The sequence below is a fragment of the Pseudomonas iranensis genome (genome assembly GCF_014268585.2).
Taxonomy (GTDB): Bacteria; Pseudomonadota; Gammaproteobacteria; order Pseudomonadales; family Pseudomonadaceae; genus Aquipseudomonas; species Aquipseudomonas iranensis.
In genome coordinates this window covers 2,241,926-2,267,214 of sequence record NZ_CP077092.1, presented here as the reverse complement: position 1 = coordinate 2,267,214, position 25,289 = coordinate 2,241,926, and the positions used below count along the sequence as shown (strand labels likewise).

The window sequence follows — 25,289 nt, the reverse complement described above, 5'->3', positions numbered from 1 at the left end:
CCTCACCCTAGCCCTCTCCCAGAGGGAGAGGGGACTGACCGAGGTGTTTGGACGAAGTACGCCGACTTGCGATACCGAGTCGAATGCAGATTCTGCAAAGCCCGCAAATCGGCTCCGGCTCCCTCTCCCTAGCCCTTTCCCGCAAGGAGAGGGAACTGACCGAGGTGTTTGGACGAGGTACGGCAACATGAGATATCGAGTCGAATGCAGGTTTTGAACACCACACAAATCGGCTCCCTCTCCCTCGGGAGAGGGCTGGGGTGAGGGGCGAATCCACCGAAAATCTCAAGCCATGCGACGCTTCTAATCACTCAACAATGAGCGTTAGCTCGAGTGCTTTTGATCCACCGGCGACATCGGAAGGCTGAGTGGAGGGATTGATCCGGGCGTGGGAGCGCAGCGACCGTCTGGCGCAGCCAGACACAGCGGAAGGAGGTGCAGCGAAGCAAACCGTAGCCGCTGCGCCCGGATCGATCACGCAGCGAAGGAACCCGAGCCTGCGAGGGCCGAACGCAGGAGCTAGCGTTTTTTGCTTACTTTTTTTGGCGCTTGTAAAAAAGTAAGTCGCCGTCAGGCGAAACCGCCAGCAGCCGCTACCAAAGCAACGGATATTCACCCAATCTCAAGAGCCCGCGCAAGCGCCCCACCCACCCGCAAATACACCTCCAGAACCCCAGGCACCACCGCCCCCAACCGCAACAAATCATGAGTCAACCCGGCACAAACCTCGACGTCGACCTCAAACCCCTGCCCACGCAGCCTGTCGACATAAGCCTGCCCCTCATCCAGCAGCGGATCAAACCCGGCCAATACCACAATAGCCGGCGCCACCCCACGCAAATCCTCCGCCAGCAACGGCGAAAAGCGCCAATCCAGATAATCCTCCGGCCCACGCGCATAGTGCTGATAAAACCACTCCAGCGTGTCGTTCTCGAGCAAATACCCCTCGCCAAACAACAGCCGCGAATCATGCACCCGTGAAGCATCGGTCACCGGATAACACAACAACTGCGCCTTCGGCGCGATAGCCACCGTGTGCGGCTGCCGCACCGCCTGAATCGCCAATACCGTCGCCAATGTGGCACCCGCGCTATCACCGCCAAACGCAACGCGCGAACCATCCAGTCCGAGGTTCGCAGCCTGTTCGGCCAGCCAGGCCAAAGCGTCCTCGCCATCCTCCAGCGCCGTCGGAAAGCGATGCTCCGGCGCCAGTCGATAACCGACCGAAAGCACCGCACACGGCGTGCGCTGGCAAAACTCGCGGCAGACGCCGTCATGGGAATCCAGACTGCCAACGACAAATCCGCCACCGTGGAAATACACCAGCACCGGCAGCGGCGATCCAACACCGTTGGGTCGATACAAACGCAACGCCAGCGCCGCACCATCGCGGGCCAGTGTCTCAATCTCGGTGAGTTCAACATCCTGCGGCGCCGGCCAGCGCAGTTGCGCGGTGGTCTGTTCGAAGGTGGCGCGGGCCTCGCTCGGGGTCAGTTGGTGCATGGCCGGCAGGCCGGCGTCCTGGCTGTCTTGAGCGAGGTCGAGGAAAGCTTCCAGATCAGGGTGTAACGACATCGATAAAAATCCTTGTATCCGCGATAGGACGGGCGCGCCTGGGCAGCGCCCGCGCAAAAGACCGGGTGATCAACCCACCCGTGCCACGCAATGTTCGATCAACGCTTCAAGCTCGCGCTGGTAATCGCTCATCAGCGCATTCATGGTGCCGGCGCGGTAACGCTGGCTGCTGTAAATGCAGCGCAAGGCCAGTTGCCCGTCATAGACCTGGCCGACGATTTCCAGCCAGTTGCCCAGGTTCGCCTTGAGGCTGTAGTTGTCGCCGGTCTCTTCCAGTGCCGGCACCAGCAACGCCTGTTCATCGAAGCTCTGGTCGAACTGCCCGAGGTAATTGAACGTCACCCGTGCCTGCGGCAATGCAGCCAGTTGCGCCGAGATTTCCGGCCCGGCCAGATGACGCAACACGCCGTAGCCGATGCCCTTCTGCGGTACGCCCGCCAGTTGCGCCTGCACATCGATGATCGACTGGCCGATGTCGTCGCTGTCCGGGCGCAAACGCACCGGGAACATGCTGGTGAACCAGCCGAGGCTGCGGCTCAGGTCGATCGATTCGAAGAGGTCTTCGCGACCGTGCCCTTCAAGCAGAATCAGCGCCGACGGTTGCTGGCTCCAGCGGCACAGCGCGCGGCTGAGCGCTGACAGCAGCAAGTCGTTGATCTGCGTGCCGTACACCGCCGGGGCCTGTTTGAGCAGTTGTTCGGTGTGCTCGCGGGACAGCTTGAGCCGTGCCTGCGCCTGTTGCCGCACAAGGTTCTTGCCACGCGGGTTATCGCACGGCAGATCAATGCCGGGCTGATCCAGTTGCTCCAGCCAATAGCTCAATTCCTGCTCGGCTATGACTGGTGCCTGCGCCTGCAACGCTTCGGCAAACGAACGGTAACTGCTGGTGCGAATCGGCAGCTGCGGCACCAGCCCCTGCACGCACGCCTCATAAGCGACTTTCAGATCGTCGAGCAGAATCCGCCACGACACGGTGTCGACCACCAGGTGATGAATTACCACCAGCAACCGCGCCTGACCATCCGGCAACGCCACATGCATGACCCGCCAGACCGGCCCGTCATTGAGTTTGAGGCTACGCTGCGCGAGGTTGGCCAAGGCTTCGACCTCTTCGCTGCTTTGCGCTTCACGGCGCCACAGCACAGCCTCGTCGGAGGCGCTGGTGCTGTAGCGCTGCAACCAGCGTCCGCCGTCGTTGGAAAAACGCAGGCGCAGCGAATCGTGATGCTGTTCGATCAAGCCCAGCGCCTGTTCCAGTGCATCGAGATCCAGCGGCTGACGTGCGCTGAGCAGCAACGACTGGTTGTAGTGATGCGCCTCGGCCATGCCTTCGGCGAAGAACCATTGCTGGATCGGCAGCAGATTGAACGCGCCCTCTGCGGCAACCTGAGTCAGGTCCGGCAGCGCTTGCCCGGCGCCCTCCTTCGCCACTTGCTGCTCGAGAATGCCGGCGATGGTTTGATAGCGCATCAGATCGCGCAGCTTCAGCTCCATCTGCAGCGTCGGGTGGTTTCGCACCCGCGAGATCACTTGCAGGCTGAGGATCGAATCGCCGCCCAGTTCAAAGAAGTTATCGCTGATACCGACCTGCTCGACCTGCAACACTTGCGCCCAGATTTCCGCCAGCAGGCGTTCCTGCTCGGTGCGCGGCGCTACATATTCGTCACTTTTGAACTCCGGCTCCGGCAGGGCCTTGCGATCGAGTTTGCCGTTGGGCGTGACCGGGAATGCGCTGAGGCAGACGATCTGCGCCGGCACCATGTATTCCGGCAGCGAAGCACGCAGCCCGGCCTTGAGTTCATCGCCGATATCATCACCCGTGGCGGTGACCACATAACCGATCAGTTGCTTGCCGGAGGCATTGTCGCGGGCAATCACCAGCGCATCGCTCACCGCCGGCAACTGACGCAGGCTGGCCTCGACTTCGCCCAGCTCGATGCGGAAGCCACGCACCTTGACCTGATGGTCGATGCGCCCGACGTAATCGACCACGCCGTCCGCGCGGCGGCGCACCAGATCGCCGCTGCGGTACAGGCGCTCGCCGGGCACAAACGGGTTGGGCACGAAGCGTTCGCCGGTCAGGTCGGGGCGCCCGTAATAACCTCGAGCGACGCCGTAACCGCCGATGTACAACTCACCGGCAAAACCCGGCGGCAGCGGATTCAGATCGTCGTCGAGCACGTACAGCGAACGCGCACCGACGGCGCGACCGATCGGCGCATACGCCGCTTCGCAGTGCTGGCTGATGGCGACTTTCCAGAGCATCGGCGTGACCACGGTTTCGGTCGGGCCGTAGCCGTTGGTGAAGTATTGCGGACGCAACGCGGCTTTGACCTGTTCGAAGGTCTGCTCCGGCACCGCATCGCCACCGAAGCAGTAGATGCGCACTGGCGGTGGTGCGATGCCACTGGCGGCGGCGTACTCGGCGAGTTGTTTGAGATAGGCCGGCGGGAAACAAGCGATGGTCACGCCGTAATCATGCAGGGCCTGATAGGTCTGCTCCGGCGTCCACAGGCAACCGTCGCGGATCACCAGACGACCGCCGCTGTACAAGGTACTCAGCCAGCGTTCATGGGCACCGTCGAAAGCGAACGACATGAAGTGCAGCTCGCAACTGCTCGCGTCCATTTCGTACAGCTCGGCGATGGCCTGGCAATGCATGCTCAGCGGTCCCTGGGTCACGGCCACGCCTTTCGGCCGTCCGGTGGAACCGGAGGTGTAAACCAGATAGGCCAGGCTCTGCTCGTGAACATCGCAGACCGGGGCAGCATCGCTGTAAAGACTGCGATAGAGTTGATCGATTTCCAGACGCCGCACGCCTTGTGGTGCAGGCAATGTCGCGCGCAGGCTGGTTTGCGTCAGCAGCAGGGCCATGCGCGAATCTTCGATCATGTACGTCAAGCGCTCGGGCGGATAATCGATGTCCAGCGGCACGTACGCCGCACCGCTCTTGAGCACGGCGAGGAAACTCACCAGCATTTCCAGCGAGCGCGGCAATGCCACGCCGATCACCACTTCCGGCCCGGCGCCGTGGGCAATCAGGCACTGCGCAAGTCGATTGGCCTGCCGCTCCAGTTCGGCGTAGCTCAGGCTTTCGCCGGCGCATTGCACCGCGATCGCGTCGGGCTGCTGTTGCGCATGACGACTGATCAACTCCGGCAACAGGCGAGGCTCATGGCGGTGCGCCGGCTCGGCGCTCCAGGCCTGCGCCGCTTGCCATTGTTCAGCGGACAGACGCTGCAAGTTGCCCAGCCGCTCATACGGCGCGGCCATCATCGCCGCGAGGGTGTTTTCCAGGGTCAGGCGAATGCCTTCTACCGCCTCGGCGCTGAAGTGGCTGCGCAGGTACAGGTACTCGATCGACAACTCGTCGCCGAGCATCACCGCAAGGTCCATCGGCACGTTGGTCACGCCGTGGCCGATGGATTTGCCGAAGGTCAGCTCGGTGTTGGTTTCTTCCTGCAAGCGCTCGTCGATCGGGAAGTTCTCGAACACCACGATGCTGTCGAACAGCGCCTGACCACCGAGGTTCGACCAGCGCTGCACATCGGCCAGCGGTGCCTGGGAGTAATCGCGGATGTCGAGGTTGTAGGCCTGCACTTCACCCAGCCAGTCGGCCAGACGCTGATCGGCCTGCGGGGTCTGAATGATCGGCAAGGTGTTGATGAACAGGCCGAGCATGTTGCCGACGTTCGGCAGACTTTCCGGACGCCCTGATACGGTGGCGCCGAAGGTCACCGTCTGCTGGCCGGTGTAGCGTTGCAACAGCAGCAGCCACGCGCCCTGAATCAGCGTGTTGGGGGTGATGCGCAAATCGCGGCAGAACTCCAGCAGGCGCGCGGTTTGCGCCTTGTCCCAATTCGAATAGAGCGCATCGTGACCGGTAACGTCGGCACTGTGACGCGGGTGCATCGCCTGACTCAGCGCGGTCGGTTCGTTGACCACCGCCAGACGCGCCTTCCAGAACAGCTCCTGGGCATCCTGATCCTGCGCCTGCAACCAGGCAATGAAGTCGCGATAGCGGCCATTTTCGCCAGTCACCTCGCCCGTGGAGTAGTACTGCAAGACCTCGCCGAACAGCCGCGAACTGCTCCAGCCGTCCATCAGGATGTGGTGGCTGGTCCAGATCATCTGGTACTGCTCGTCGCCCAGCTGCAGCAGGGTCACCCGCTGCAATCGCGCTTCAGCCAAGTCGAAGCCCAGCGCACGATCAGCGCTGGCGAACTCGGCAATCGCCGCCTCGCTGCAGTCCTGCCCACGCCAATCGAGCACCTGCATCTGCAGCGGCGCCTGGCGATGGACGACCTGCAACGGCTTGGCCAGCCCATCCTGCCAATGGAAACTGGTGCGCAGGATCGCCTGACGGACGATGATGAATTCCCAGGCCCGGCGGAAACGCTCAACGTCGAGGCCCTTGATCGGCAGGCTGACCTGTTGCACATAGAGGCTGCTGCCGTTATCCGACAGGGTGTGGAAGAGCATGCCTTCCTGCATCGGCGACAGCGGATAGACGTCTTCGATCAGCTCTGCCGGCACCGGCAAGGCATCGAGCTGCGCCTGATCCAGTTGCGCCAACGGGTAGTCGGCAGCGCTGGCGGATTGCACGTCTGCATGCGAAACCACTACGGCCAGTTTCTGCACCGTCTGCTGCTGGAACAGGTCCTTGGGCGTGAAGCAAATGCCCTGCTGCCGCGCGCGGCTGACCAGTTGAATCGAGATGATCGAATCGCCGCCGAGGGCGAAGAAATTGTCGGTCACGCCGACCTGCTCGATCTTCAGAATGTCCTGCCAGACCTCGGCCAGTTGCTGCTCCAGCGGCGTCGACGGCGCGACGTAATCGCGTTGTGCCTGGCTGGCATCCGGTGCCGGCAAGGCCTTGCGATCAAGTTTGCCGTTGGGTGTCAGCGGCAACTGTTCGAGGAACAGCCACTGCGTCGGAACCATGTAGTCCGGCAGATGCGCCTTGAGCGCGGCTTGCAACTCAGCACTCAGCGAGTCCAGTTGCGCCAGGCTTTGATCGGCCTCGGCCGGCACCACATAAGCCACCAGTTGCTGGCCGCCGACGCCTTCCACCGCCAGCACCACGCCTTCGCGCACGCTGGCCTGGGCCAGCAGACGCGCGTCGATTTCGCCGAGTTCGATACGGAAGCCGCGCACTTTGACCTGATGGTCGATGCGACCGACGTATTCGATACGGCCGTCGTCCATGAAACGCGTCAGGTCGCCGGTGCGGTACATGCGCTCGCCGTTGCTCGCCAACGGATTCGGCACGAAACGCTCGGCAGTCAGGCCCGGGCGCAACAGATAGCCACGGGTGATGCCCTCACCGGCCAGATACAGCTCCGCTGCAATGCCGAGCGGCGCTTCCTGCAATTGCTCATCGAGCAGGTACGCAGTGGTATTGCGCAATGGCCGGCCGATATTGGCCTGACCGCCGAGTTCACGACGAGTCCAGGTCGAATACGTGGTGTCTTCGGAAGGCCCGTACAGATCGTAAACGTGGGCGACCGAAGTTTCGCGGTACAAGGTGTCGACCAGCGCCTGCTTGAGCGGCTCGCCGGCCAGATTGATGATGCGCACACACGACGGGATCTGGCCGATGCGTTGCAACGCGGCAATCGCCGACGGCACGGTGTTGATCAGGCGCACCTGATCACGCTCGGGCAAGTCCGGCAGCTCAAGGGCATTGCGCGCCATGACCATGGACCCGCCACGCGCCAGGGTGACGAAAATCTCCCACACCGACAGGTCGAAGCACACCGACGTCGAGGCCAGCACGCCTTGCAGATCGTCCTCGCTGTAGACCTCGGCGGACCAATGAATCAGCGCCTGCACGTTGCGATGGGCGATGGCCACACCTTTCGGTTTGCCGGTGGAACCGGAGGTGTAGATCACGTAGGCAAGATTGGCCGAGTCGGCGCGCGCCGGCAGGTTGTCCGGCGCTTGCGCGGCGAACGCCTCGCCGCCGGCCTCGACCAGCACCACGTGGGCTTCGCTGGACGGCAGTTGCGCCAGCAAGGCTTGCTGGGTCAGCAGGACTTTCGCCTGGCTGTCGTCGAGCATGTAGGCCACGCGGTCGGCCGGGTAGTCCGGGTCCAGCGGCACGTAGGTGCCGCCGGCCTTGAGCACCGCCATCAGGGCGATCACCAGTTCCGCCGAACGCGGCAGCGCCACGCCGACGCGCACTTCGGCGGTGACACCCAGCGTCACCAGATGCCGGGCCAACTGGTTTGCCCGCCGGTTCAGTTCGCCGTAGCTCAGGGCCACGCCGGCATGACTCAACGCCAGTGCCTGAGGATGCGCCGCCACCCGTGCTTCAAAGCTCTGCGAGATCAACCGCTCAGCCGGATAAGCCGCGTGATTGTCGCTCCACTGCGCCAGCGTCTGCCGTTCGGCCAGCGGCAGCAGACCGATCTCGCCGAGTGCCCGTTGCGGCGCTGCGATAAATTGCTCCAGCACTTCACGCAAATGCGCCGCCAGAGCAAGCACGCTGCGCTCGGCGAAGTGTTCGGTGAGGTAGTTGAAATCGAGGTTGAGCACTTCGCTGGCGCCGGCAATCAGGGTCAGACCGTAGTTGGTCTGCTCGCGATGCTCCAGACCGGAAAAACGCAGCCCGCCCGGATTGGCCTCCAACGCGTCGGATACCGGGTAGTTCTCGAACACCAGCAAGGTGTCGAACAACGCTTCGCCACTCAACGCCGCCAGACGCTGAATGTCCTGCAACGGCGTCTGTTCGTAGTCGCGCAACAGCAGGTTCTTGTCCTGCACGCTGCGCACCCAATCGCCGACGCTGAGGCTGGCCTGCGGGCTGGCGATCACCGGCAAGGTGTTGATGAACAGCCCCAGTTGCTCCTCGATGCCCGGCAAATCCACCGGACGCCCGGATACCGTGGCGCCAAACGCCACCGTGGCCTGGCCGGTGTAGCGCTGCAACACAAGCAGCCATGCCGCCTGCACCAGGCTGTTGAGGGTCACCTGTTGCTGACGGGAGAAGCTGTTCAGACGCTGGGTCAACGCTTCATCGAAATGCAGACGATGCATCTGTTTGCCCGGCCCCGGCACGGTGCGTCCGTGGCAGGCCGAGGCCAGTCGGGTCGGCTCGTCGAGTTCGGCCAGTTGCCCGCGCCAGAATTCCTGCGCGGCCGCCTTGTCCTGGTCCTGCAGCCAGACCAGAAAATCGCGATAGCGGCCCTGCGCGCTCGACACCGGCTGGCCGGCGTAATCCTGCAGCACTTCGCCGAACATCCGCGAGTTGCTCCAGCCATCCATGAGGATGTGGTGACAAGTGAAAATCAGTCGATGGCGATCGTCGGCAGTGCGCAACAGGCACAGGCGCAACAGCGGCGGATTCTGCAGATCGAACCCGCGTTCACGGTCGGCCTGCGCCCGTGCTTCAAGCACCGCCGGCAGATCAGCGGCATCGCGCACGTCGATTTCCGGCATTTCCAGGGTCAGTTGGCGATTGATCACCTGCAACGGCGCGTCCAGGCCATCGCGGCCCCAGATGAAACCTGCGCGCAGCACTTCATGGCGATCGACCACCCGTTGCCAGGCTTGCTGGAACCGCGCAACGTCGAGGCCGTCGATGTCCAGCAGCATCTGATAAACGTAGGCGCTGGCGTCGGCGTCGTACAGGCTGTGGAACAGAATGCCCTGCTGCATCGGCGCCAGCGGATAGATGTCCTCGATGCGCTGGGCGGCAATCGGCAGGCTGTCCAGATGCGCCTGGGACAAACCGGCCAGCGGCACGTCGGACGGCGTGAGGCCGCCCGCATGGCTGAGGCAGTGGTCGATCAATTCGCTCAGCGCCACTTCGTAGGCGCGGGCCAGAGCGTCAATGGTCGCTTCTTCGAAGACGTCGCTGCTGTAGGTCCAGGTCAGGCTCAACTGGCCCTGATAAACCCGTCCATCGATGGTCAGCCAGTTGGCCATCGGCGCGTTTGCGTCCTGACCGGCGCCCTTGTCTTCGGTGGCAGGCCGCCACAAGGCGTCTTCATCGAAGTTGTTATCGAACTGGCCGAGGTAGTTGAACGTCACCTGCGGTTGCGCCAGCTCATGCAACGCCGCTTGTGCGTCGGCGGTGCCGAGATAACGCAGCAAGCCATAGCCGATGCCCTTGTTCGGGATCGCGCGCAGTTGCTCCTTGATGCTTTTGATCGAGCTTTCCAGGCTGGCGTTTGGTGTCAGGCGTACCGGGAACATGCTGGTGAACCAACCCACGGTGCGGCTCAAGTCGATGTCATCGAAGAGGTCTTCGCGGCCATGGCCTTCGAGCTGCACCAACGCGCTGTCGCTAGCGGTCCACTCGCAAAGCACCCGCGCCAGTGCGGTCAGCAGCAGGTCGTTGACCTGAGTGCGGTAGGCCGCCGGGGCCTGTTGCAGCAGCTGGCGAGTGCGTTCGGCGTCCAGCCGCGTGTCGACGCTGCGTTCGAAGCGGTTGTTCAATTGGCCCTGCGGATTGTCCAATGGCAAACCGAGCGGCGCGTCGCGCAACTGCTCGCGCCAGTAACTCAGCTCACTGTTCAGCGCAGCGCTGCGCGCATGTTCTTGCAGGCGCAAACCCCAGCCCTTGAACGCGCTGGTCTTGGCCGGCAGGTGCACGCTCTGTCCGCTGCTGATCTGCTGATAGGCGCTTTGCAGATCTTCGAGCAGGATCCGCCACGACACGCCATCGACCACCAGGTGATGAATCACCAGCAACAGACGCTGACTGGCGTCCGGCAAATCGATCAGCGCCGCGCGGATCAGCGGGCCGTTTTGCAGATCGAGGCTGCGTTGCAGGTCCAGGCACAGCGCTGGCAATGCCGCGCTGTCGTCCAGCGTGAAAGTGCGCAACAACGCTTGTGGCTGATCCGCCGTGCCGTGGCTTTGCTGCCAGCCCTGCTCGGTTTGGCGATAACGCAGACGCAAGGCGTCATGCTGCTTTTGCACCTGCGCCAGCGCCTGTTGCAGCGCCGTGGCTTGCAGGGCTTTCGCCGGGGTCAGCAGGATCGACTGGTTCCAGTGATGCCGCGCCGGGATGTCGCTGTGGAAGAAATACTGCTGGATCGGCGTCAGCGGCGCTTCGCCAAGCACCTCGCCCTGCTCCGTCTGCACCGCATCGCTCTGCTGCGCGACGGTGGCCAGACGCTGCACGGTCTGGTGCTGAAAAATGTCCTTGGGCGTAAAGCGAATGCCGGCCTGCCGCGCGCGACTGACCACTTGAATCGATATGATCGAATCGCCGCCCAGCTCGAAAAAGTTGTCGTGAAGGCCGACCCGTTCAACCTTGAGCACGTCCTGCCAGATCTCCGCCAGACGCTGTTCCAGTTCACTGCGCGGCGCCGCGTAGGCCTCTTGCACCTGCGCAACATCCGGCTGCGGCAGTTGTTTGCGATCGAGCTTGCCGTTGGCGGTCAGCGGCAGTCGGTCGAGGAACGCCCAACTGACCGGGACCATATAATCCGGCAGGGTTTCGCGCAGGTGCGCCTTGATCGAATCGCGCAACGCGCCCTGCTCGTCCGCGTTCAATGTCTCAACCGGCACGACCCAGGTCGCCAGTTGCTGGCCGCTGACGCCGTCCACCGCCAGCACCACCGCTTCGCGCACCTGCGGATGCTTGAGCAGTTGCGCTTCGATTTCACCGAGCTCGATGCGGAAACCACGGATCTTCACTTGGTGGTCGATACGGCCGATGTACTCGATCACCCCATCGCCGCGCAGCCGTGCGAGGTCGCCGGTACGGTACAGACGCTGGCCGGCCCTGCGGTTGAACGGATCGGGCACGAAGCGCGTGGCGCTCATGCCGGCCTGATTCAGATAACCACGGGCCAGACCGGCGCCAGCGATGTACAACTCACCGATGCAGCCTTGCGGCACCAGGTTGAGCGAACTGTCGAGCAAGTACCACGACAGGTCGACAATCGGTGCGCCGATCGGGCTGCTGTGATTGCTCTGCAGATCCGCCAGCGACAACGGCCGGTAAGTCACGTGCACGGTGGTTTCGGTGATGCCGTACATGTTGATCAGCGTCGGCGTGCGGTCGCCAAAACGCTCGAACCACGGACGCAGATTTTGTACTTCCAGCGCCTCGCCGCCGAACACCACATAACGCAGGGCGTTGCTGCGGCTCGACTCGCAGGCGACCTGCATCAGCGGCTTGAACGCCGACGGCGTCTGGTTCAACACCGTGACATTTTCATCGCACAGCAGCGTGTAGAAATCCTCCGGCGAACGGCTGACGTCGTGGGGCACCACCACCAGTTTGCCGCCGTACAGCAGCGCGCCGAAAATCTCCCACACCGAAAAGTCGAACGCGTAGGAATGGAACAGCGTCCAGCTGTCCTGCGCGCCGAAATCAAACCACTGCTCGGTGGCGCTGAACAGGCGCATCACGTTGCCGTGCGGCAGTAGCGCGCCCTTGGGTTTGCCGGTGGAACCGGAGGTGTAGATGACGTAGGCCAGATTGTCCGGCGTGGTCAGGCATGGCGGGTTGCTTGCGATGCCGTGCTCCGGCGTTTGATCCAGATCGAGGCAGATCAGCCCCGGCGGCAGCGGCAGCTGCCCGAGCAAATGGCCCTGGGTCAACAGCAATTGAATACCGCTGTCGTCGATCATGTAGCTCAAGCGGTCATCCGGGTAGCTCGGGTCCAGCGGCACATAGGCGCCGCCGGCCTTCAGCACCGCGAGAATAGCGACGATCATGTCCAGCGAACGCTCCACCGCCAGGCCGACGCGCACGTCCGGGCCGACGCCCTGCTCGATCAGCGTATGCGCCCACAGGTTGGCGCGGTGATTGAGTTCGGCGTAGGTCAGGCGTTGCCCGGCACAGCTCACCGCCACCGCATCGGCATGCCGCTCGGCCTGGGCCTCGATGGCTTGCTGGATGCACTGGGTCAGCGGTTGTTCAATCAGCGACGGATTCCATTGCGCCAACAGCTGTTGCTGCTGGCCGGCGTCGAGCATCGACAATTGGCCGATGCGCTGGCTCGGCTCGGCGATGATCGCTTGCAACAGCGCGGTCCAGTGTTGCGCCAGGCGCTCGATGGTCGCTGCGTCGAACAGGTCAGTGGCGTACTTGAGCACCGCTTCGATGCCGTGGGCCTGTTCGGTGGTGTTGAGGGTCAGGTCGAATTGCGCGGTCTGGCGCTGCCATTCCAGCGGCTCGATGTTCAGGCCGTTGAGGCGTGTGGCGACGCTTGCGCGGCGCTCGGCCTGGTGGTTGAACATCACTTGGAACAGCGGACTGTGGCTGAGGCTGCGGCCCGGTTCCAGCGCTTCGACCAGTTGCTCGAAGGGCAAATCCTGATGCGCCTGCGCCTCCTGCGCCGTCTGTTTGACCTGACGCAGCAGTTCGATAAACGGCAGCTCTGCGTCGACATCCGCCTTGAGCACCTGGGTGTTGACGAAGAAGCCGATCAGGCGCTCGATTTCCACCCGGCCACGGTTGGCCACCGGCACGCCGACACGGATGTCGCTTTGCCCGCTGTAGCGATGCAGCAAGGCCTGAAACGAGGCCAGCAGCAACACGAACAGGGTAACGTTTTCCTGCCGGGCAAAGGCCTTGAGGGCATTGCTCAGCGCCGGATCAAGAATCAGGTTATGGCTGGCGCCGGCGAAGCTTTGATCGACCGCGCGCGGGCGATCAAGCGGCAGTTCCAGCACCGGTTGTTCGCCGCCGAGCTTTTCCTGCCAGTAGGCCAGTTGTCGCTCCTGCTCACCGGCCTCCATCCACTGGCGCTGCCACAAGGCGTAATCGGCGTATTGAATCGGCAGGGCCGGCAGACCGGCGTCGTGACCGAGGTTGAAACCGGCATAGAGTTGCACCAGTTCCTCGATCATCACTTGCAGCGACCAGCCATCGGAAACGATGTGGTGCAGGGTCAGCACCAGCACATGGTCATCAGGGCTGACCTGCAGCAGCGCGGCACGCAGCAACGGGCCGTGCTGCAGATCGAAAGTCTTCTGGCTCTGGGTCTGGACGAAAGCCTCGATCGAGTGCTCCGGGTCATTCGCCAGATCAGCGCTCAGGTTGTGAATATCGAGGGTAAAAGGTCCTGCGGGCAGGACCACTTGCAAGGGTTGCGCGCTGTCTTGAGAGAACACCGTGCGCAAGGTTTCGTGGCGCTCGATCAGCGCCGCGATGCTGCGTTCCAGTGCCGGCACATCCAGCGGCCCCTGCAAGCGCAGGGCCGTCGGAATGTTGTAGGCCGCGCTGTGCGGTGCCCACTGCCAGAGGAACCACTGGCGCTGCTGAGCGTAGGACAGCAGCAACGGCTCTTCAGCCGTGCGCTTGAAAACCGGGGCAATGTCAAAGAGGTTGACGCCTTTCTGCTTGAGCAGAACCGCCAGAGCCTTTCTTTGCTTAGCCGAAAGTTGTCCTACCGACTCGATTAACTCTTGCACGCGTTTTTCCCTCTCAAGAAATCAGTTTTTCCAGATCATCGAGGGATAGACGTTTGAGGGCCTCCAGTGATTTAGCCAATTCATCCTGAACGGGCGACATTTCGACGCGCAGCGCTTCGATCCGCGCGCAGAAATCCTTGAGCGTGTCGGTCTCGAACAGCGCCTTGAGCGGCACCTTGTCGCCCAGACGTTCCTGCACCCGGGTCACCACCAGCGTTGCCAGTAACGAATGACCGCCGAGCTGGAAGAAGTTGTCCGCCAGCCCTACCCGCTCGACCTCCAGCACTTCCTGCCAGATCGTCGCGACCTCCCATTGCAGATCGCTTTGCGGCGCTAGGTATTGCTCATGCGTCGGGCTCTCGCCCAACGCCATCAGCGCCTTGCGATCGAGCTTGCCGTTGGGCGTCAGCGGGATCGCGTCGATCAGGTGCAGATGCCCCGGCACCATGTGCGCCGGCAAGCGGCTGACCAGCGCACTGCGCACCCGCTCGGCCAGCGTCGACCGCTCGCTGTCCGGCGCGGCGACGAGGTAGGCATGCAGGTGTTTGCCAGCGGCGCCGTCCTGCGCCAGTACCACCGCCTCAAGGATATCGTCGAGTTCCAGCAGGCGCGCTTCGATCTCGCTGAGTTCGATGCGGAAACCGCGAATCTTCACCTGATGGTCGGCGCGACCGATGTACTCGATGTTGCCATCGTCGCCCTGGCGCACCAGATCGCCGGTGCGGTACAGGCGCTCGCCGTTGCTCGCGTAAGGATTCGGCACAAAGCGTTCGGCGGTCAGCGCGGCGCGGCGCAGATAGCCGCGCGTCACCCCGGCACCCGCCAGATACAGCTCGGCCGCAACGCCCTCGGGCAGCACCTGCAATTGACTGTCGAGCAGGTAGGCCACGGTGTTGTCCAGTGGCCGGCCAATGTTCGCCCGCCCCTGCGGCGTGCGCAGGGTGAAGGTCGAATAAGTGGTATCCTCCGACGGCCCGTAAAGATCGTAAACCTGCTGCACCTGAGTGCTGGCGTAGAGGCTGTCGACCAGACTCTGCTTGAGCGGTTCGCCGGCCAGATTGATGGTGCCGACCGAAGCCGGAATCTGCCCGGCCCGTTGCAACGCGGCAATCGCCGACGGCACGCTGTTGATCAGGGTGACCTGATCGCGCGCCGGCAAATCGGCCACCGCCAGGGCGTTGTCGGCCAATACCAGGCAGCCACCGCAGGCCAGCGTGACGAAGATTTCCCACACCGAGAGATCGAAGCAGATCGAGGTCGAGGCCAGCACGCCGCGCAATTGTTCTTCGCGATAGACCCCAGCCGACCATTGAATCAGCGCCGATAGATTGCCGTGGCTGATCGCTACGCCTTTCGGTTTGCCGGTGGAGCCGGAGGTGTAGATCACGTACGCCAGATTGTCTGCCGCGAGGTTAACCAGCGGCGCAGTGGCCGGGTATTCGCTGGCGACGTTCTCGTCCACCAGCAGCACCTGCGCACTCAAGGTTTCGGGCAGCATCGCCAATGCCGCTGGCTCAGTGAGCAGCACCGCCGCGCGGCTGTCGTCGAGCATGTGCAGCAAGCGTTCCTGCGGGTAATCCGGGTCCAGCGGCACATAAGCGCCACCGGCCTTGAGGATCGCCAGCAAGCCGACCAGCATCTGCGGCGTGCGGCGCATGCACACGCCGACGCGCACTTCCGGCCCGACGCCCATGCCTTGCAGCTTGTGCGCCAGACGATTGGCCCGGGCATCGAGGTTTTGGTAATCGATGGATTGCTCAGCGAACAGCACCGCGTTCGCCTGCGGTTGACGCTGCACCTGCGCGGCGATGTACGCCAGCACCGTGCGTTGATCCGGCGTGGTAACCGGCGCCTTGCCCCACTCGATCGCTTGTTGCCGTTGTGGCTCGGCGAGCAGTTGCAGCGTGCCCAGCGGCTGCGTGGCGTCGGCGAGGAACTGCTCGAGCAGGCCTTGCAACTGCGCACTCAACACGCGGATCGCTTGAGCGTCGAAGCTGGCCTGATCGTAACTTACGCCCAGACTCAGCTCGCGGCCGGTGATCGCCACCAGCGTCAGCGGATAGTTGGTCTGCTCCTGCCGGCGGATTGCCGAGAACTTCAGGCCCGTCTCAGGGCCCTGCGCCAACGCCTCGGCCATCGGGTAGTTTTCGAACACCAGAATGCTGTCGAACAACGCCCCGGCGCCCGTACCGGCCCAGCGCTGAATGTCATACAGCGGCGTGTGTTCGTGCTCGCGCAAGGCCAGGTTGAGGTCTTGCACCTGTTGCAGCCATTGGCTGACGCCGATCTCCGGCGATGGCGCCGCCACCACCGGCAAGGTGTTGATGAACAGGCCGATCTGCTGCTCGACACCCGGCAAATCCGTCGGCCGTCCGGCGACCGTCGCGCCGAACGCCACGTGATCCTGCCCGGTATAGCGCTGCAACAGCAGCAGCCACGCCGCTTGTAACAGCGTGTTGAGGGTGACTTTCTGCTCGCGGGCGAAGCGGTTCAGTTCTGCGGTCAGCGGTTCGCTGAACACCTGCTCGTGATCGGCATAGCCGTTCGCCGCGTGCCTGACCGGCAGGGCACTGGCCAGTCGCGTCGGCTGTTCAAGGTCCGCCAGCGCTGCGCGCCAGAACTGCTGACTGGCTTGCTGATCACGCTGGCCGAGCCATTCGATGTAATCGCGATAATGCCCCTGCCCTGCGCTCGGCACGATGCCGGCGTAACGTTGCAGCACTTCGCCGAACAACTGCGAAGTGCTCCAGCCGTCCATGAGGATGTGATGGCAGGTGTAGATCAGGTGATGAGTGTGCTCATCGGTGCGCACCAACGTCACGCGCAACAGCGGTGCATCGAGCAGATCGAAGCCGTTATGCAGATCTTCAGTGGCGAGATGATCAAGCGCGACATCCAGGCCAGCGCGACCGCGCCAGTCCTGCACCTGCCACGGCATCTGCACGCGGCTGCGCACCACTTGCACCGGCGCGGCGGCATCCTGCGGCCAGACGAACGCGGTACGCAGAATATCGTGGGCATCGACGGTCTGCTGCCAGGCCTGGCGGAAGCGCTCGCCGTCGAGCTGCTCGACGTCGACGCGCAGCTGATTGGTGTAGGCCGGGCTGTCCGGCTCGTTGCGGCTGTGGAAAAGAATGCCTTGCTGCATCGGCGACAGCGGGTACAGATCGACGATGTCACGCGGCGCCATCGGCAATGCCGACAGCTGCGCCTGGGTCAGGTTGGCGAGGTTGAAATCCGAAGGTGTCACGCCACCTGTGCCGCTCGCGCAGCAATGTTCGATCAGGCGTTCCAGCTCGCAGCGATAAGCCTCGGCCAACGCCTCGATGGTCTCGGCGCGATACATGCCGGTGCCGAAGGTCCAGGTCAGTTCCAGCTCACCGCCGAGAACCTGGCCGTCAACACTCAGCCAATTGCCCAGCGGCGCCTGCCCATCCTGATTGGCGCCGGTGCTGTCAGCGCTTGGCAGGAACAACGCGCCCTGCTCAGCGCTGAACGCGCCGTCGAACTGACCGAGGTAATTGAAGGTTACCCGAGGTTGCGCCAGCGCCTGCAACTCGGCAGCACGCGTGAGGTAACGCAGCACGCCATAACCGATGCCTTTGCCCGGCACCGCCCGCAGTTGCTCCTTGATCGCACACAGCGACGCAGCGGGACTCGCCTGCGGGGTCAGGCGCACCGGGAACAGGCTGCTGAACCAGCCGACCGTGCGGCTCAGGTCGATGTCGTCGAACAGGTCTTCACGACCATGGCCTTCGAGCTGGATTAACACCGACGGCTGCTCGCTCCAGTCACACAGCACCCGCGCCAAAGCCGTCAGCAACAGGTCGTTGATCTGCGTGCGGTACGCCGCCGGGGCGACTTTCAGCAGCTTGTCGGTCAATGTCTGGCTCAGGCGCGTACTGGCGCGAGCGGCCTGGGCGCGGGTCTGGCTGTCCACGGCGAAATCTTGTGGCAGTGCCGCGTCTTCCGCCGCCAGGGTCTGGCGCCAATAATCGCGTTCGCCGGCAAGCGCTTCACTCTGCGCATAACGATGCAACTGCTCGGCCCAGTTGTGCAGCGAACTGCTCTGGCCTGGCAACACCGCCGCCGTCCCCGCCGCCAATGCCTGGTAAGACTGCTGCAAGTCCTCAAGCAGAATGCGCCACGACACGCCGTCGACCACCAGGTGATGGATGACCAGCAACAAGCGCTGCTCGGCATTCGGCAGAGTGACCAGCACCGCGCGCAGCAACTGCCCGCGTTGCAGATCAAGGCTGCGCTGCGCCGCGTCGGCCACGGCCGGCAAGGCATCGAGACTGTCCAGCTCGCGAACCCAGAGCAATTCGGCATCACCCTGCGGCTGCGGCAGTGCCTGCCAGTGATTGCCCGACTGCACAAAGCTTAAGGCCAGCGCTTCGTGCTGTTCGACCAACGTCGCCAGCGCCTTGCGCAAATACACGGCGTCCAGCGCCAGGGTCGGTTGCAGCATCACCGACTGGTTCCAGTGCTGGCGCTGGGCAATCGGCGTGTCGAAGAAGCGCAACTGGATCGGCAGCAACGGCAACGGCCCGCGTGCCACTGGTGCCGCGACGGCAACCGGTTTGGCTTCGATCAGTTTGGCGACGGTAGCCAATTGGCCGATGGTCTGTTTTTCGAACAACTGCTTAGGGCTGAGCTTGATGCCCTGGCGCTTGGCCCGGGCGATGATCTGCAAGCTGAGGATCGAGTCGCCACCCAGCTCGAAGAAGTTATCGCTGCTGCCAACCCTTTCGAGCTTGAGCACTTCGGCCCAGATCGCCGCCAGTTTCTCCTCGATCTCACCGACCGGCGCGACGAACTGCTGGCTGACCACGCCGGGCACTGGCAAGGCACGCTTGTCGAGCTTGCCGTTGGCAGTCAGCGGCAGCTTTTCCAGCAACAGCAACTGCGCCGGCACCATGTAATCCGGCAGCCGCGCCTGCAACTGCTCGCGCAGTTCCTGCGCCTGCACCTTCGCGCCCACCGCCGGCACGCACCATGCCAGGAGTTGCAGGCGCGCCGGGTCGTCATCCAGTGGCAGCGCGAGCACGGCGGCTTCGCTGACGCCATCGAGGCTGAGCAACACCCGCGCGACTTCCGCAGGCTCCACACGGTAGCCGCGCACTTTGACCTGATCGTCGGCACGACCGATGAATTCCAGCGCCTGCTCGCGATTGCGCCGGACCTGGTCGCCACTGCGGTACACCCGCGCGCCGGGGTTCCCAAACGGATCAGGCAGGAAACGCTCAGCGGTGAGCCCCGGCTGATTCAGGTAGCCCAGGGCAACGCTGTCGCCGCCGATGTACAACTCACCGGCAACCTGATCAGCTACCGGGTTGAGCACATCGTCGAGCACATGGACATGGGCTCCGACCAGCGCTGTGCCGATCGGAACACTGCGCGCCTGGGCGGCGAGTTCTTCGACCTCGTGGGTCAGCACGCCCACGGTGGTTTCGCTCGGGCCATAGTGGTTGATCAGACGACAGCCCGGTTTCAGTTGCTGCACGCGCTCGACCAGCGCCGGCGAACAGGCTTCGCCGCCGACGATCAGCGCGTGTTCCGGCAGCACATCGGCAGGCTTGGCCGCCTGCAACAGCGCGGCGAGATGTCCGGGGACGATTTTCAGCACGCCAACGCGATGGCAGGCCATGTATTCGGCAAAGCGGTCCGGGTCGAAGCCGAGTTCTTCCGGCAGCACATGCAGCAGTCGGCCCGAGCACAACGCACCGAACAGCACGGTGAAGCCAAGGTCAGCGGCGATGGTCGAGACCAGCGCCATGCTCGCCTCGGGCGCTGGCGCGAGACGCTCGAGTACACCGCGCACATAACTGCCCAGCGCGCCGTGGCTGACCAGCACGCCCTTGGGTTGCCCTGTGGAACCGGAGGTGTGAATCACGTAGGCCGGCGACTGCGCATACAGCGTCAGTTCAGGCGCGGACGTCGGCAGTGACTGCCATTGCCCCGGCGCAAACTCCAGACCCTGACAGCTCTCACCCGCCAATTCGCTGAGCCGTGCGTCGCCTTCAGCACCGATCAGCGCCCGCGCCTGCGCAGCGCCGAGCATCTGTTGCAGGCGCGTGCTCGGCGCCTTGACGTCGAGCGGCATGTACACCGCGCCAGCCTTGAGAATCGCCAACAGGCAAGTCAGCCAGTCCAGCGAACGTTCCAGCAGCACCGCCACCGGGTCGCCGACATCGACGCCCTGCGCACGCAAATAATGGGCGAGACGATTGGCCTCCTCATCCAGCGCCTGGAACTTCATTGTCTTCTGCAAATCACGAGCCGCCAGCGCCTGCGGCTGCCGAGCCACTTCACGCGCCCAGTGTTGCAACACCGTCAACGCCGGTTCGCGTTGGCTGGCAAGCGCAGCAGGCGGTGGTGTGGCAACCGTGTGCAGTGGCGCCTGCGGCGAGTCGAGCAACTGGGTAAACAGATCCAGCAAAATCTGCACAAAACCGGCGACCGTTTCCGCCCGATAGAGATCGCTGGCGTAGGTCATCTGGCCGTGGATCAGCGCGCCGTCGTCGGTGATATCCAAGGCCAGATCGAAGTGCGTGCCGTCCTTGGCCAGCGGGTATTCGCCGACGGTCAGGCCGGGCAAGGCCATCGAGCGTTGTTTCTGCATGCCGACGTTCTGGTTGAACTTGGCCTGGAACAGCGGGTTGTGGCCCAGGGTGCGTTCGGCGACCAATTCGTCGACGAGTTGCTCGAACGGCAACTCCTGATGTGCCTGTGCGCCGAACGCCGCTTCACGCACCTGCGCGAGCAAATCGGCGAAACTGCCGCGCTCATCGACCTGGCAACGCAGCACCTGGGTGTTGACGAAGAAACCGATCAGTCCCTCGACTTCGGCGCGGCCACGGTTGGCATTCGGCACGCCGACACGAATGTCGCGCTCGCCGGCCAGACGCGAAAGGAACAGCGAGAACCCGGCCAGCACCAGCATGAACAGGCTGATGCCCTGGCTGCGCGCGAAGGCATTGAGCTGCTGCGAAAGGTCAGCACCGAAATCGAAACTCAGGGTCTGTCCTGCAAAGCTTTGCGTCAGCGGTCGGGCAAAGTCCGGCGCCACTTCCAGCAGCGGATGTTCGTCGCCCAATTGCTGACGCCAGTAGTCGAGCTGGCGCTCGCCCTCGCCGGCCTCCAGCCAGCGCCGCTGCCAGATCGCATAGTCGGCGTACTGCAACGGCAGCGCCGGCAATTGCGGCTCGCGCTGCAGGCTGAACGCCTGATAGCACTGCACGAATTCCTTGACCATGACGTCCATCGACCAGCCATCGGAGACGATGTGGTGCATGCTCACCACCAGCACGAACTCATCGTCGGCCAGGGCAAACAGGCTCGCGCGCAACAGCGGGCCATGGCGCAGATCGAACGGTTGCGCGGTGACGTCTTGCACGTGTTGCGCGAGCAGTTCTTCGCGCTCTTGCGCGGCGGTGCCAGTCAGGTCGAAGCGTTCCAGCGCAATACTTTGTTGTTCGAGAATCAGCTGATGCGCTTGATCACCGTCGGTGTGAAACACCGTGCGCAACACTTCATGGCGCGCCAGCAGATGATCGAACGAGCGGCTCAGGGCCGACTCGTCCAGCCGGCCTTTCAGACGCAAGCCAGCGGCCATGTTGTATGCCGCGCTGTGCGGTTCCAGTTGCCAGAGAAACAGCAGGCGTTGCTGGGCGAATGAAAGGGGAATCTGCGCGCAGTCGTGGCGGCTGACCGGCAGCGGCAACAGGCTGAAATCCTTGCCCTCCTCGCGCAGCTTGGCGAGAAACAGCCGACGCTGTTCCAGCGGCAGGCCGACGAACCTTTTTGCAATACGTTCCGCCATCGTGCCGCTCATACTTCTTCTCCTTGCAAAGCATTCATGAACTGATCCATGTCGGACCAGTCGTCGTCGCCGCTCGCCTCGGCCAGTTGCTCAAGCACCTCGGCGAGATCCGCGAGCAGCGGTTTTTCGAACAGGCTGCGCAGCGGCAGCACCACGCCCATCTGCTCCTTGACCCGGGCAATCACCTGCGCGGCCAGCAACGAGTGGCCGCCCAGTTCAAAAAAATGATCGTCCAGGCCCACACGCGGCACGTGCAGCACCTCGGCCCAGACCTGCGCCAGACATTGTTCGGCCGGCGATTGCGGGGCGCGGTAATCGCCCTGCAACTGCGCCGGATCCGGCGCTGGCAAGGCCTTGCGGTCGAGCTTGCCACTCGGCGTCAGCGGCAGGTTCGCCAGCAACAGCAGATGCCCCGGCACCATGTAATCCGGCAGGCTGGCTTGCAGCACGGCCCGGGTCTGCTGGCGGAACGCAGTTTGCGTTGCCGTGCTCGCGAGCACTGCCAACTCCGTCACCACGTAGGCGACCAGTTGCGCACCGCCGGCGAACGGCACCGCCAGCACCACTGCTTCGCGAACGCCCGGACATTGCTGCAGGCGCGATTCGATCTCGCCCAGTTCGATGCGGAAGCCGCGAATCTTCACTTGATGATCGACCCGGCCGACATATTCCAGCGCGCCATCGCCGCGCAGCCGCGCACGGTCGCCGGTGCGGTACAGGCGCTGGCCGTCGGCGAAAGGGTCGGCGATGAACCGCTCAGCGCTGAGGCTCGGCTGACGGTGATAACCGCGCGCCAGCCCCGGCCCACCGATGTACAACTCGCCCACCGCGCCTTGCGGCAGCAGGTTCATATCATCGTCGAGCACGTACAGACGCCGCGCTGCCAGTGCGTGGCCGATCGGCATGCCACGCCACGACACGTCCTGTGCGGTCAGCGCGGTGCAGTCATGAATCGTCGAGACCACCGTGGCCTCGGTCGGGCCGTAGGTGTTGAGCAGGCGCACATGGCCGAGCCCGGCCTGTTGCCACAAGCGCAAACCGTCCACCGCCATGGCTTCGCCGCCAACGTGAATCTGCCGCAGCGCGCCGAAACTGGCCGGCGGTTTCGCCGCGTATTCCTGCACCAGCCAATACCAATAAGCCGCCGGCAGGTCGGCCAGAGTGATGCCCTGATCGATTATCACCTGATGCAGCGTCGCGCTGTCCCACAACGGCGCATCGCGCATGACCACGCTGGCGCCATGGCACAGCGGTGGGAAAAACTGCTCGACAAAGCCATCGAAACTGCTGGTGGCGAATTGCAGAACCCGGTCGCCTTCGCGCAGATCGCTGTAGTCGATGGCGCGGGCGATGAACTCGCTCAGCGCGCCATGACTGACCGCCACGCCTTTCGGCCGCCCGGTGGAGCCAGAGGTGTAGATCACGTAAGCGAGGTTGTCAGCCTCGACCGTGACCGGCAGGTTGTCGCTCTGCTCGCTGTCGGGCAATTGCTCCAGAGACAGGCACTCGATGCCATCCAGTGGCGGCAGCTTGGCGAGGCTTTGCTGATCACTGAGCAACAGTTGCAAACCACTGTCAGCGAGCACATGGCGCAAGCGTTCGGCCGGGGTTTGCGGATCCAGCGGCACATAGGCACCGCCGGCCTTGAGCACCGCCAGCAGCGCCACCGCCAATTCCAGCGAACGCCCCAGTGCGACGCCGACCAGCACGTCCGGGCCGACACCCTGTGCGCGCAACTGATGGGCCAAGCGATTGCTTCGAACGTTTAGTTCGTCGTAGCTGAATGCCCGTGAAGGCGCGGTGGCCAACAGCACCGCCGGCATTTGCGCAGCGCGCGCGACCTGCGCTTCGAACAAGCTTTGCACGCTGATAAAGCGAGGCGCTGGCGCTGTGGCCTGGATCAACCCGTGGCGTTCGCTGTCGGCGAGCATCGCCACTTCGCCGATCAACTGCTGCGGATCGCGGCACACCGACTGGAGAATGTTGCGCCAATGCCCGGCCAGCGCGGCGATGGTCGCGGCGTCGAAAATATCCGTGGCGTACGTGAAGGCGGCAAACAGTTGCTCGCCCTCCTCGCGAGTGTCGAGCATCAGGTCGCTGGTGGCCGCATGTTGCCGAGCGCTGCCGGCCAGTTGTTCCTCGCTCAGATAGCCCACGCGCAAGCCCGAAGCGAGTTGCGCCTGGTGCAAATCGGTGACCAGCGGCTGGTGGTTGAACATCACTTGAAACAGCGGATTGTGGCTCTGGCTGCGCGCCGGTTGCAGGGCTTCGATCAGGGCGTCGAACGGCAGATCCTGATGGGCCTGGGCGCCGAGGGCGGCCTGGCGCAGGTTCTGCAGCAGCTCGGCGAATGGCGTTTGTGCGGTGACCACGCTGCGCAGAATCTGGGTGTTGACGAAGAAGCCGATCAACCCTTCGGTTTCACTGCGGGTGCGGTTGGCAATCAGCCCGCCGACACGAATATCGGTCTGGCCGCTGTAGCGATGCAACAGGGTCTTGAACGCTGCCAGCAACACCACGAACAAGGTCACCCCCTGACGCTGGGCAAGATTTTTCAGTTCTTCGCGCAGGGCTGCGTCGATCACCGTTTCCAGGCGTGCGCCTTGATGGCTGGCTTGCGCCGGATAAGCGCGGTCGGTGGGCAATTCCAGCACGGGATGTTCGTCGCCCAGTTGCGTGCGCCAGTAGTCCAGTTGCCGCTCGCGCTCACCGGCCTCCAGCCAGCTGCGCTGCCACAGCGCATAGTCGCGGTAATGCACGGTCAAGGGCGCCAGCGTCGGTTCACGCCCGGCGACCAGCGCGTCGTAAGTGCGCATGAATTCGTCGATCAGAATGTTCATCGACCAGCCGTCGGCGATGATGTGATGCAGGGTCAGCAGCAGCACGTGTTCCTGCGCGGCCAGGCGCAACAGCCGCAGGCTCAGCAGCGGGCCGTTCTGCAGGTCGAAGGCCTGGGTCGCCTCGGCCATCATGTGCTGCTGCGCCAGCGGCCAGCGCTGGGCTTGGGGCAATTCGCTCAAGTCAGTTACCGGCAACTTCAGTGGCTTTGGTTCGGCCACACGCTGGAAGGCACGCTCGCCGTCCTGGCCGAAGGTGGTGCGCAAACATTCGTGGCGCGCCGCCAGACGGCTGAAGGCCTGTTCCAGTGCCTCGACGTTCAGATCGCCCTCCAGACGCACCGCCATCGGCAGGTTGTAGGCGGCGCTGGTCGGCTCCAGTTGCCAGAGAAACCACATGCGCTGCTGCGCGTAAGACAGGCCGTCACGCTCGGCGATGCCGTCGCAGGCGGTCATGGGCAGCTGCGCAAAATCGATGCCTTCGCGGGCCATGCCGGCGAGGAACAGACGGCGTTTGTCCTGAGGCAATTCGATAAAGCGGCGGGCTAGTTTCTGTGCGTCTGCGGCATTCATGCGTGGAGTCCTTGCTGATCGGCGGCGTGACCTGGAGACCCGGTCGTATCAACAAGAACGAATGGCCCGCGCAACGATTTAGCGCGCCAGCGGCA

4 protein-coding genes are annotated in these 25,289 nt (G+C 63.6%); all 4 read right to left on the bottom strand.

What is annotated here, in order from left to right:
- Positions 1-612: 612 nt before the first annotated feature.
- The 4 genes from HU724_RS10000 to HU724_RS09985 all read right to left on the bottom strand — a co-directional run bounded on the left by HU724_RS10000 (position 613) and on the right by HU724_RS09985 (position 25,194).
- A complete protein-coding gene (locus HU724_RS10000) occupies positions 613-1,575 on the bottom strand; it encodes an alpha/beta hydrolase (protein ID WP_186565688.1) in 963 nt (320 codons plus the stop codon).
- Between the two features lie 69 nt (positions 1,576-1,644).
- Positions 1,645-13,959 carry a non-ribosomal peptide synthase/polyketide synthase gene (locus HU724_RS09995; protein WP_186565690.1) on the bottom strand — a complete coding sequence of 4,105 codons (12,315 nt, stop codon included), beginning with the start codon at positions 13,957-13,959 and terminating at the stop codon, positions 1,645-1,647.
- Between the two features lie 13 nt (positions 13,960-13,972).
- Positions 13,973-21,796: a non-ribosomal peptide synthetase gene (locus HU724_RS09990; protein WP_186565692.1), complete on the bottom strand. Its 7,824-nt coding sequence runs from the start codon at positions 21,794-21,796 to the stop codon at positions 13,973-13,975.
- The gene (locus tag HU724_RS09985; RefSeq protein WP_186565694.1) at positions 21,793-25,194 is read right to left on the bottom strand and encodes a non-ribosomal peptide synthetase; all 3,402 of its coding nucleotides are present in this window, start codon (positions 25,192-25,194) and stop codon (positions 21,793-21,795) included. The genes HU724_RS09990 and HU724_RS09985 overlap by 4 nt, the downstream gene beginning before the upstream one ends.
- Positions 25,195-25,289: the final 95 nt, after the last annotated feature.

Bases quoted from the DNA above. Each gene is read 5' to 3' on its own strand.
- HU724_RS10000 (WP_186565688.1), bottom strand. From the start codon at position 1,575: ATGTCGTTACACCCTGATCTGGAAGCTTTCCTCGACCTCGCTCAAGAC.
- HU724_RS09990 (WP_186565692.1), bottom strand. From the start codon at position 21,796: ATGAGCGGCACGATGGCGGAACGTATTGCAAAAAGGTTCGTCGGCCTG.
- HU724_RS09985 (WP_186565694.1), bottom strand. From the start codon at position 25,194: ATGAATGCCGCAGACGCACAGAAACTAGCCCGCCGCTTTATCGAATTG.